We start from the raw sequence: 11,681 nt of genomic DNA, 5'->3' as shown, positions 1-11,681 counted from the left end.
AAGGAGCATTCCCGTTAGGAGCTTTTCCGGGGACTTGATCAAAAAAAGCCCTCTTGGTATGATGCAGGGGTGTCAAACAATACCTACCATCATGCCAAGGAGGACTTCAGATGAATTGTACACAAAACTATAAAATTGATCAAGTTACGGAACAAACGCTTGTCGTGGGCATCGATATCGCGAAACGAACTCACTACGCCTGCTTCGTGGATGACCGGGGGCGCGTGCTTCGCAAGTCGTTCCCGATCTTCCAGTCGAAAGAGGGGTTTCAGCAGCTGTATAAAGCGATTCAGGAGGCGATGCAAGCGTTTGGGAAGTCAGAGGTGATCGTCGCGGTGGAGCCGACCGGGCACTACTGGTTGAACCTGGCCTACTTCCTCGAGGAGCACGGGATCCCGTTGGTCATGGTCAACCCGGCGCATGTGTGCCGGTCGAAAGAACTCGATGACAACCTGCCGACGAAACACGACGCCAAAGACGCCCTGGTCATTGCCAGACTGGCAAAAGACGGACGATTCCTCGTCCCCCGGCTGCTGCACGAGATCGAAGCCGATTTGCGCGTGGGAAGCACGCTCAAAGAGAAGCTCCGCAAGGAACAGACGGCGGTGAAAAACGCGATCGTCCGCTGGACCGACCGATATTTTCCGGAGTTTTGGACGGTGTTTCGCGACCTGGGGAAAACGGCGCTTTCGGTGCTGGAGTGGACGCCGCTTCCGGCCGATATGGCCGGCCGATCCGCCGAGGAGCTCATCGAGGTGTACCGGCAAAGCGAAGGGCTGAAATGCCCGCAGAAGGCCAAAATTCAGGCGTTGATCAACGCCGCGAAGGACTCCATTGGGGTGACGGAAGGGACGACGATGGCCCGGTTTGAGATCGCCGCGCTCGTCCGCCGATACCGCCAATTGGAGGCGGAGATCGCCGCGTTGGACGCCGAGTTGAAGGCATTGGTTCAAACGACGATGGAGTATCAATGGCTGAAAACGGTCGACGGGTTGGGAGACGCCACGATTATCGATCTGTTGGCGGAGATCGGCAGCTTCGCCCATTATCGGGACCCGCGCCAATTGGTGAAGTTGGCGGGCCTGACGCTCAAGGAGAACTCCTCCGGCCAGCGCAAAGGGCAAAAGCACATCTCCAAACGGGGACGGAAACGGCTGCGCTCGGTGCTGTTTCGGGCGATGATTCCGCTGATCCGGCACAACGAGGCGTTTCGCGAGCTGCATGAATATTACACGACCCGATCCGTCAACCCGCTGACCGGAAAGCAATCCATCGTCGCCTTGTGCCGGAAGCTGTTGAATGTGCTGTTTGCGATTTGTACGAAGAAACAAGCCTTTGACGCGGAGCGAATGAAACAGGACGTCTTGTCCCAGGTGCAACGGGCGGCCTAAGGCCTCCCCCTGCGAACGGAAGAATCGTTGGACAACAGGATGACACCGGAGAAGCTGGCGTGATTTTATCCATTCGACCTTGAGTCCCCAAAGGAGCTTGGCCGGCCTCCGCCTGATGACGAGACCGAACGAGGGAATGTTGGCGCGAAGACGCCCGGAGACATGGGAGGGTTCGTCCTCATCAGCGACGCGGAGATCCAAAGGGTGCATCGAATACGCTTCCCCCACGGCAGGAAAATATAACCAGCCGTGGCCGCGAAGCGCACCCTAGGTCTGTAAGATATCCACAAAACTGAAAAAGGATGTAAGGGATTTTGTCGAAAAATATTTTTTGGACACCCCTGAGAGGCCGAAAAGCCTTGATAGATCAACATTTCTAGAGGGAGGATTGGGCCAATGAAGATTACAGATTTGTTGACAAAAGAAACGATGATTCTCGCGCTTCAAGCGAAGACAAAGGGCGAAGTCATTGATGAACTGGCTGAAAAGCTTGCCGAAGCGGGAGCGGTCAGCGATGTGGAAGCGTTTAAGCAAGCCATTTGGGCGCGAGAAAAACAAAGCACGACCGGCGTTGGCGACGGCATCGCCATTCCGCACGCCAAAACGGCGGCGGTCAAGCGCCCGGCGGTGGCGTTCGGCCGTTCAGTGGAAGGCATTGATTATGAGTCGCTCGATGGCAAGCCAAGCCATTTGTTTTTCATGATCGCCGCGCCAGAAGGTGGGGAGCAGACGCACCTTGAGGCGCTCGCCCGCTTGTCGTCGATGTTGATGGATGCATCGTTCCGTGCTCAGCTTGAAACCGCTTCAAGCGAGGAGGAGATTATCCGTTTGGTTGCCGCGAAAGAAAGCGAGCAAGAAGCTCCACAGCAAGCGGTGCAGGCAGGGAACGGGCGGAAAGTGCTGGCAGTAACCGCTTGTCCGACCGGAATCGCTCATACGTATATGGCCGCTGATGCACTGAAGGCGAAAGCAGCCGAAATGGGGGTATCCATCAAAGTCGAGACCAATGGCTCAGATGGAGTGAAAAACGCTCTCACCGCACAGGAGATTGAAGAAGCCGCGGCGATCATTGTCGCAGCCGATAAACAAGTCGACATGGACCGTTTTGACGGGAAACCTGTCATCCAAGTGCCGGTCGCTCGTGCGATCCGCGAGCCGGAGAAGCTCATCGAGCAGGCGCTCCGCCAAGACGCGCCGATTTATCGGGCAGGCGGTGCGGCGCGGGGCAGCGTGGGGGCGGCGAAACCGCGCACCGGTTTTTACAAGCATTTGATGAACGGCGTATCAAATATGCTTCCGTTTGTCGTCGGCGGCGGGATTTTGATTGCCATTTCCTTCACGTTCGGCATTAAAGCGTTTGACCCGAACGATCCGTCGTATCATCCGTTTGCCAAACTGTTAATGGACATCGGCGGCGGCAATGCGTTCGCGTTGATGGTTCCTGTGCTGGCCGCATTCATCGCCATGAGCATTGCCGATCGACCAGGGTTTGCGCCGGGGATGGTCGGCGGCTTTATGGCGGCGAACGGCGGCGCTGGTTTCCTCGGCGGATTGATTGCTGGTTTCCTAGCCGGGTATTTAGTCGTCGGATTACGGAAACTGTTCAGCCGCCTGCCGCAGTCGCTTGAGGGGATTAAACCGGTGCTGCTCTATCCGGTATTCGGCATTTTTCTCACTGGCGTCATCATGATGTATGTGGTCATCGATCCTGTCAAAGCGTTGAATGAAGGGTTGAAACATTGGCTTTCCGGCATGGGAACCGCGAACTTAGTGCTGCTTGGTGCGGTGTTGGGCGGCATGATGGCGGTTGATATGGGCGGACCGATCAACAAAGCGGCGTATACGTTTGGGCTGGCCATGATTGAAGCGGGCAACTATGCGCCGCATGCGGCCATTATGGCCGACGGGATGGTGCCGCCGCTCGGATTGGCACTGGCGACGACATTCTTCAAGAAGAAGTTTACGAAAGCCGAGCGCGAGGCCGGCAAAACGTGCTATATTATGGGGGCTTCGTTCATCACGGAAGGGGCGATTCCGTTTGCGGCGGCCGATCCGGTGCGGGTCATTCCGTCGATTATCGTCGGCTCAGCTGTAGCCGGGGCGCTGACGATGCTGTTTGGCATCGGACTTCCGGCGCCGCACGGCGGAATTTTCGTCATCCCGATCGTCAAAGGCAGCGCATGGCTTTATATATTGGCTATTTTGATTGGTTCCATCGTGACCGCATTGATGGTCGGGCTGTGGAAAAAAGAAGTGGAAGAATAATAGAAGAAGAGGCGTTTCGCCAAAGGCGAAGCGCCTTTTTGATTTTTCTTACCAAATTTTCATGACAATGGCCATTTCTCATGGTAAAATGAACGGTTGTAAATGAGAGGAGAACCCATGATGAACACGTTTTTGCAGCTGAATACGATTTTTATCAGCATATTGATTGAATCGTTGCCGTTCGTCGTGCTCGGGGTGTTTGTTTCCGGAGTCATTCAAATGTTTGTCAGTGAAGAGGCCGTACAACGGTGGGTGCCGAAAAACCGCCTTTTGGCCATTGTTTATGCCACATTGCTTGGAGTGTTTTTCCCTTCATGCGAATGCAGCATCGTGCCGATCACCCGCCGTCTCGTCGCCAAGGGGGTGCCGCTTTACGCGGCCGTGCCGTTTATGTTAACGGCGCCCGTCATCAATCCGGTTGTGCTGTTTTCGACGTATATCGCTTTCGGAAGCAGTTGGACGATGGTATTGTGCCGGGCGCTGTTCGCTTGCGCCGTCGCCGTCACTGTCGGCGCCGTGATGGCGATTCGGCATGAAGGCAGCGAGTTGCGCCATGAACGGCGCGAGATGCCGATGATGCCCCGTACTTGGAAAGAGAAAATCGTTGGCACCCTGCGCCATACGATCGATGAATTTTTTGCGACCGGGAAGTATTTGATCATTGGGGCGTTCATTGCTTCGGCGATGCAAACGTATGTGAAAACGTCGGTGCTTGTGTCGATCGGTAATGGGAAAGTGGCGGCCTCTTTGGTCATGATGGCGCTCGCCTTCGTGCTGTCGCTCTGTTCCGAGGCGGACGCATTTATCGCCTCGTCGTTTCAAAGCACATTTCCGTTTCACGCGCTGGCAGCGTTTCTCGTTTACGGGCCGATGCTCGATGTGAAAAATACGCTCATGTTGTTTCAGTCATTCCGAGCCCGGTTTGTGTGGAAACTGATTTCCTATATCACGTTGTTTGTGTTTGCCGGATCGCTATTGATCTAGGTAGCGTCAAAAGTTCTATGAAAACTCCACACAGATCATCCCATTGAGCATCGTGGGGCATGCGGAGGGCCGGATTCGCCCTTGACCAACACCCGCCAAAGGTGGGAAAGAGTCGTCAAGGGCGACGGGGACAAAAAGAAGGCAATAGGAAAGCCGCCCTTGCCATGACCGAATTTTACCTTTGGCGGTGTTCGGTTGGTCAAGGGTTCGCTTCGCCGAATCCGGCAGGAGTTCTGTTCAACGGGCTCCGGCGGACAAAAAAGTCAGGCCGTCTCTTGTTGGAGAAACGCTTGTGCCATGGCGATGAGCTTCGTCCACCGGGCCGGCATATGCGGAAGATCCGCCAGTTCCGGGATGACGACCGGGACCCGGCCTTCGAGTGCGCTATGCGGGCGCAGGAAGTTGAAATACGCCACAAACAGCGTCACAAAGGACACCGAGCCTTCTTCCGCACCAAACCCATGGGTCGGGCGGTAGTTGCCTTTAAAGGTCCGGTTGAATCGCTCGATGATCTGTTTGAGAGGGCGAAACTCTTCCGAGACCGGATCTTCGTTGGTTAGGCCGATCACCTGGCGGACGTCAAACGAAATCCCGTGCTGGGCGAAGAAGTGTTGCGCCAGCCGGTAAATCGGGTTGCCATCCACGACAAACGACAAGTCGTCTGGGAGGGACGGCAGCTTTCGCAGGACATCATCGATGGCCTGGATGGCCGAGAGCGTGTCCCGCTTGGGCGAGACGCGATACGACAGCACGATCTTTTTGACGGCATCAAACATAAAGAACAGGTAATGCCAGCGCCCTTTGACGCGAATATACGTCTCGTCCCCGCAAAACGAACCGGACAGCTCATACGGGAACCGGTCGACAAAGGGCTTGATCCAAAGCGCGACGCTGTTGGCGTAGTTGAGCACCGTCTGATGGGAGATCGAGACGCCATGGATGTCCTTCATGGCGGCGGCGGTCTCCCTCGAGGACATCCCAAAGTTGACGTAGTACGTCAACACGAGCCCCAACACGTGCGGCGACGCAGCCAGCCGGGACAAATCGACCTTCGGCTTGATGAGCGACGAGGAAGCCAACGGGAGAAAGTCAAACAAGAACTCTCGAAACAAATACCGCACCTTGAAGGCTTGAGGATCCTGTTGAAACTGTTGGCGCTCCTTCTTCGTCATCCGGCGAAGGTTGGCCTGGTAAAACGGGCAAGCGTTGTTCTTGCACTTATAGATGTTGTATTCTTTGCGTTCCTTGATTTTTTCCAGCGTCTTTTTGCAGTGCGGGCAGCGAAAGACCGCTTGCTTGGTGAACCGATTTCGGTGGTTGAACCGGCACTGGCACACTTTGCATTGGTATTGCCCTTTTCCGCCGTTATTGGCGTACAGGTAAGAAGAGGGAGCCTGGCAGCGAGGGCAGGTCAACGAATCCGGAACACGGTGTTTCGCATTCGCGCGGCGCTGGATGGGCCGTAAAGGACGTCCGTGCTGGGCTTCATAGTCTGCCAACAGCTTCCGGTAATCAAGGGTTTCCGGCACATCGATGATCGGAAGGTCATCGACCTGAAGTTTCCGGTACGGCTTTTGGATGGGTTCGTCCAAGTCCTCGAGATTCAAGGATTTTCCCACGATCACACCCATCAAATACACAATGATTTGATATTGGGTCTTGATTATTTCGAGCAAATAGGCTAATAATTGAGGTAACAAAGCTTGTCACTCCTTTGTTTTGGCTGTTGGGTGTCGTTACCTCAATGATGGCCGAAAACAACGGGGGTGGCAAGCTTTTTTTCGTTCAACCGTTGAAACTCAAGGGAAAACCGTGAGTGTGGAGGATACACTTTTGACAATACCTTGATCTAGCAAGGAGGTGGCGGCATGATTCGCATGTATATTTTGCTTGGGTTTGCGTTTTTGTTTTTTCATTTATATATTACTGGAGAGTTGAGCAAATACATTAATATGCGGTATTCGTATATTTCGTTTAGTGCGATGTTTGTGTTTGCTTTTTTAACGATCGCGCAATTTGTGCTGGCAAGCCGCAACGAGGAACCGCACGATCATGGGGAAGAATGCTGCGGCCATCATCATCATGAGCCGTCCGCGCGCTGGAAGCGGGCGGTGAATTACCTTATTTTTGTTTTTCCGCTTGTTTCCGCCTTCTTGTTTCCCGTTGCGACGCTGGATTCTGAAGTCGTAAAGGCGAAAGGGATTCATGTTCCTGGGATGGCGGCTGACGGCAGCGATCCGTTTGCCCAGCGGCAGTTTTTGCGTCCGGATACGAGCATGTATTATGGGCGGGACGATTATCAAAATGCCATGGAAAAAGAGCTGAAAAAATACGGTCGTCTTGCTCGCTTGGAGTTGAATGATCAAAACTATTTAAATGCCATGGAAACGATTTATCAGTTTCCCGGTGCATTCGCCGCCCGCGACATTGAATTCACCGGGTTTGTTTACCGTGAGGAAACGACGCGCGCCAATGAGGCGTTTCTCCTTCGCTTTGGAATCATTCATTGTGTTGCGGATTCAGGGGTGTACGGGCTGCTCCTTCAGTTTCCAAAGACGGTGCCTCTTCAAAATGATGAATGGATTCATGTGAAAGGTACGCTATCCACCATGTATTACCAGCCGTTTCATATGACGCTTCCGTATGTAAAAGTGACGTCATGGGAGAGGGTGGCCAAACCGAAGGAGCCGTACGTATACCGCCAATTCAATGAATAAGAGCGAGCCGCGGACTGGCTCGCTCTTTTGGATAAAGTTGCGCTCATTCCTTTTGCCGCGCTTGTTTCACCGTGGTGATTGCGCTTGTTTGGTTGAACGAATTGTCGAATGGGGAAAGGGCCGTCAACGCTTGGGCGGCATCGATCACCTCGCCGAGCTTCAAGCAAAGCAAGCGCTCCTCTTCCAATCCGCGCCGCCGCCATTCAGCCCATAGGCGGTCAAGCGCTTCTTTCGGCGTATCGTCGGCCAAGCGGAACGCCCCGTAATGCATCGGCACAAACAGGCGAGCGCGGCAGTCCAAAAACGCCTGCACTGCTTCTTCCGGTGTGGTGTGCTGCGGCCCCATAAACCATTCCGGTTCGTACGCGCCGATCGGCAAGAGCGCATAGTCGATGGAAAAGCGTTCGCCGATGTCGCGAAAGCCGCGGAAGTAGCCGCTGTCGCCAGCAAAATAAACCGTCGGTGCGTCGTCCGCTTCAATGACCCACCCGCCCCAGTGCGACGTATTCGTATCCCAAAGCGTCCGCCGCGTCCAATGTTGGGCGGGAACAAATGTGAGCGATACGCCGTGAAAGGAGGCCGTTTCCCACCATGACAGTTCGGTGACACGGCGATAGCCGCGGCGGCGGAACAAGCGGCCGAGCCCCTCGGGCACGAATATGTGCGGGTCACCGTGCAAACGGCGGAGGCTGCCGAAATGCAAATGGTCATAGTGGCCGTGGGAAATGAGCACAACGTCCACGGGCGGCATCTTGTCAAGCGGAACACCAGGAGCCGTCAAGCGTTTGGCCGCGCCCATCCAATTCGCCCAGACGGGATCGGTGACGATGGTGATGCCATTGAGTTGAACGACAAAGGTCGAATGGCCGATCCAACAAAGCTGCGGCCGTCCGTTCGGATGATGAAGCCGGTTCCATTGCGGCGGCACGGCGTGCGGTACGACGTACGACAAGTCTTTTCGCTTTTGTTTCCGTTCCCGCTGCCAGCGGCGGAAATCGGTCCATGTTTTGTGCGTCGAGACGTTGTCGAGATTCGTGTATCGTTTCGGCACGGCAGTTTCACCTCAATGGACTTTGCTAGGAGACTCCCGTTTCCATGCAGGGATGGCAGGTGGGAGGCCGTTCCATATGCTATAATTAAATGGTAGCAAATTTTGCGTTGTTCTACAAAATATTTGTTCAGGAGGTGAAAGACTTGCTTCAATCTTTTTCGCTTCGCACGACAAAGCGCGATGAAATGGTGGAGATTACGTCATTTGTCGAAGAAACTGTGCGCCAGTCCGGGGTAGAAGAGGGGGTGGCGATCGTTTATTGCCCGCACACGACAGCCGGCATCACGATTAACGAAAACGCGGATCCTGACGTGAAGCGCGATATGATGCGCCGCTTTGATGAAACGTACCCGTGGGAGCATCCGCTTGACCGCCATATGGAGGGAAACACGGCCGCTCATATGAAAGCGAGCACGGTCGGCGCGTCGCAACATGTTATCATTCATGAAGGCCGGCTGCTGCTTGGCCGTTGGCAAGGCATCTATTTTTGTGAATACGACGGGCCGCGCCAGCGGACGTTTTACGTGAAAGTGCTGAAAGGGTAGCAACCATAATTATATTATGTAAACAAAATAGCAGGAAAAAGCAATGGCAACACAGCGGCCGCAACGGTCTGGCCAGAATAAAGAGAAGGGAACGAAAAACCCGGGCCAACGTGTACCCGGGTTTTTCGAATGTCGAAAAAATCAAGCTGTTGAGAACAAGAAATATCTGTATCCTTACGCCGTCGTCGTTAAGATCAGCGGCCCGTTTTTCGTAATGGCGATCGTATGTTCATATTGCGCCGAATACGAGCCGTCAATGGTGCGCGCCGTCCAGCCGTTTGCGTCCATTTTGCTTTGCCATGCCCCCATGTTCACCATCGGCTCGATCGTAATGACCATCCCTTCCTTTAAGCGCATCCCTTTTCCTTTTTCACCAAAATGGGGAACGTACGGCTCTTCGTGAATCGTCGGCCCGATGCCATGCCCGGTGAAATCGCGTACGACGGAAAAGCCGTGCGCTTCGACGTACGTTTGAATGGCGTGGCCGATGTCGCCGATCCGATTGCCGAGAACGGCTTGCTCGATTCCTTTATAGAGCGACTGCTCGGTGACGTTAAGCAGTTTTTGCACGTCTTCACTGACGTCGCCGATGGCGTACGTCCAGGCGGAATCGGCGAGCGCTCCGCGCAAATTGACGACAAAATCGATCGTGACGATATCGCCTTCTTTCAGCGGCTCATTGCGCGGAAACCCGTGGCAAATTTCATCGTTAATGGAAGCGCATGTCGCATACGGATAGCCGCGGTATCCTTTTTGTTCCGGTTTGGCGCCGTATTTGGCCAAAAACGTTTCAACGAACCGGTCAATTTCCATCGTTGTGACGCCCGGTCCGATGCGTTTGGCGATCTCTTGATGACAGGCGGCCAAGAGTTTCCCCGCCTCACGCATCAACTGAATTTCTCGTTCCGTTTTGACGTGAATCATGCAACTGTCTCCTTTTCCTTCGGTATGTTTCCATCCTATAGTATTGTAACAAAAACGCCAGTGGTGATAAACTGTCGGGAACATAGGGAGTCAGTCAAGACTTTGTGGAGAACATTTTTTCGGTTCACTACGGGCGTTGTCAATCACTAGTTAGCGAACCATTTTAAGGAATTCATATCGTAAGCGCTTTCGGACTCTCATCCCTCATCTTGAAGTGATGATATTGTATTCCATTTTTTTACACCCAACCACCATCCCGGAGCGCCGACAACGCTTGATGGATCGGCGTCCCGGATGACCGCTGCAGACACGGTAGATTCTGACGCACCACATCTGCCCATAACCGTCCGGCCTTCCGTTTGGCCTGTTCGATCCGCTTGGACTTTGTTGAGGCCGAGGCCGCCGTTCGGGTCTCTTCTTCCTCCACCAACTGCCCATTTCTCCGCCAAATCCCGTCGATTCGGGCCGCCATCGCCCTCAGAAACGCCCGAAGCCCTTGGTCTTTCCAGCTGCGGCGGGATTTCACCCGATGCGCAAACCGGCTCATCACGCTCTCGGCGTGGCCCATCGGACGCATGCCGGTCGTCTCCACCCCTTGCTCCGACAGCCACTCCCGATAGTCCCGGATGCATCCCGGCATCGACTCGATCCGGCGAATCAAGGCGGCCAGCTGTTGTTCTTTGCCTTCGTCCCCCAACGTGCCGACCGCGCTGTTCAGCTCGACCAAAAGTCCTTCTTCGTCTTGTTTCGCCAGCTTCCTCCGCACCTCCCGCCAACGCGGATGGCCGGACAGACACTGACGCAGCTCCCGCGCCACATGAAATCGATCCAGCTGAAAGCACGCCCGCTTCCCAAAATACTCCCGGCAGGCCGTGATCCACGACGCCGCGTCGCCGTTGATGATCAAAAGGTCCCGGCACGGATCATAGGCATATTCGTTCATCAGCCACTCTTCAAACCGTTCCCACACGTCTCCCGCCCCTTCATGGAGGTAGTGGCGCCGGTTCACGAGCTCGAGCTGCGAACCGTTTCGTTTCCATCCCTCGTGAACCGCCAGGATTTTCTCTTCTTTCGCCCGTTTCCCTTTCCCCTGGCGGGAAATGAACAGCCCATCCGCCTCCACAAATAGCACTCGGCCGTGCCGTTGGGAAACAGGGCGGTGCAGCGAGACAGGGGCCTCCAGCACCAGTTGGCGAATCGCCTCGTGGCTTAGGACCGCATACCCCACGATCGACTCCAACGTACGGGCCGCTTTGCGGTAGGAAGAGCACTCTACGGCCAACTCGACCGCCGTTTCCTCGAGGCAAGGGCTGATCGACTGCGCTCCATCAAAGCCCAGTTCGGCATCCAGCAAGAAGGTATAGTTCCCCGTTTGCCGGTCATAGTAGTAGTTCCGTCGAAACGTCACTTCTCCAAACAGCGTTTGGATCGTAGTCGGCCGTTTGTCTTTCAGCTGATACCGGCGCTTGTCCCGCGCTTCCGCCAGTTGTTGATCAATCTCCTCCAAAAGGGCCGCCAACAAGACAGCGAACACCTTTTGAAGAGTTCTGACTAATTGTTCCTCCAGCTCTTTTAATAAAGGCCATTCTGTGGTAAGATGTTTCATGGACTCTCTCCCTCCTGTTTTATGGATGTTGGTCATCACCATCATAGCAGGGAGAGAGTCCTTTTTGCATGACATTTGCTTTTTTCTACCGCGCTTCGCTTGGTGGCCCCGACGAGCGTCGCGAACAAAAGTTCGCAACCCTCGTCGGGGAATCATTCCGGAATGTCACCCACAAATATTTTACTCACACGAACATAG

9 protein-coding genes are annotated in these 11,681 nt (G+C 54.5%); 5 read left to right on the top strand and 4 right to left on the bottom strand.

The window, feature by feature from the left end; genetic code table 11:
- The first annotated feature begins 110 nt into the window (after positions 1-110).
- The 3 genes from NSS88_RS16590 (at position 111) to NSS88_RS16580 (ending at position 4,640) form a co-directional block, all read left to right on the top strand.
- Positions 111-1,391, top strand: a complete 1,281-nt coding sequence (locus tag NSS88_RS16590; protein WP_014195603.1) for an IS110 family transposase — start codon at positions 111-113, stop codon at positions 1,389-1,391.
- Between the two features lie 396 nt (positions 1,392-1,787).
- Positions 1,788-3,656, top strand: a complete 1,869-nt coding sequence (locus tag NSS88_RS16585; RefSeq protein WP_049626506.1) for a PTS fructose transporter subunit IIABC — start codon at positions 1,788-1,790, stop codon at positions 3,654-3,656.
- Positions 3,657-3,773: 117 nt separating this feature from the next.
- A complete protein-coding gene (locus NSS88_RS16580; protein ID WP_049626505.1) occupies positions 3,774-4,640 on the top strand; it encodes a permease in 867 nt (288 codons plus the stop codon).
- 263 nt (positions 4,641-4,903) lie between these two features.
- Here the strand turns inward: NSS88_RS16580 and NSS88_RS16575 are convergent, their stop codons facing one another.
- Positions 4,904-6,340, bottom strand: coding sequence for a DDE-type integrase/transposase/recombinase (locus NSS88_RS16575; protein WP_341085457.1), 1,437 nt, complete (start codon positions 6,338-6,340; stop codon positions 4,904-4,906).
- Between the two features lie 168 nt (positions 6,341-6,508).
- Between NSS88_RS16575 and NSS88_RS16570 the strand changes: the two genes are divergently transcribed.
- A complete protein-coding gene (locus NSS88_RS16570; protein WP_049626253.1) occupies positions 6,509-7,357 on the top strand; it encodes a TIGR03943 family putative permease subunit in 849 nt (282 codons plus the stop codon).
- 43 nt (positions 7,358-7,400) lie between these two features.
- Here NSS88_RS16570 and NSS88_RS16565 read toward each other — a convergent pair whose 3' ends face one another.
- Positions 7,401-8,408 (bottom strand): MBL fold metallo-hydrolase, encoded by a 1,008-nt coding sequence (locus NSS88_RS16565; RefSeq protein WP_049626254.1) that lies wholly within the window; start codon positions 8,406-8,408, stop codon positions 7,401-7,403.
- Between the two features lie 143 nt (positions 8,409-8,551).
- On the opposite strand from NSS88_RS16565, the gene NSS88_RS16560 reads away from it, so the two are divergent.
- Positions 8,552-8,953, top strand: a complete 402-nt coding sequence (locus NSS88_RS16560; RefSeq protein ID WP_049626256.1) for a secondary thiamine-phosphate synthase enzyme YjbQ — start codon at positions 8,552-8,554, stop codon at positions 8,951-8,953.
- Between the two features lie 174 nt (positions 8,954-9,127).
- Here NSS88_RS16560 and map read toward each other — a convergent pair whose 3' ends face one another.
- Together map and NSS88_RS16550 are read right to left on the bottom strand one after the other, a co-directional pair.
- Positions 9,128-9,877 (bottom strand): type I methionyl aminopeptidase, encoded by a 750-nt coding sequence (gene map / locus NSS88_RS16555; protein ID WP_033017013.1) that lies wholly within the window; start codon positions 9,875-9,877, stop codon positions 9,128-9,130.
- A 238-nt stretch (positions 9,878-10,115) separates the two neighbouring features.
- Positions 10,116-11,483, bottom strand: coding sequence for an ISLre2 family transposase (locus NSS88_RS16550; protein WP_341082615.1), 1,368 nt, complete (start codon positions 11,481-11,483; stop codon positions 10,116-10,118).
- Positions 11,484-11,681: the final 198 nt, after the last annotated feature.

Origin of the sequence: Geobacillus sp. FSL W8-1251, from assembly GCF_038005945.1 — a bacterium.
GTDB classification, from domain to species: Bacteria; Bacillota; Bacilli; order Bacillales; family Anoxybacillaceae; genus Geobacillus; species Geobacillus stearothermophilus.
This window is presented reverse-complemented; position numbering and strand designations above follow the sequence as displayed.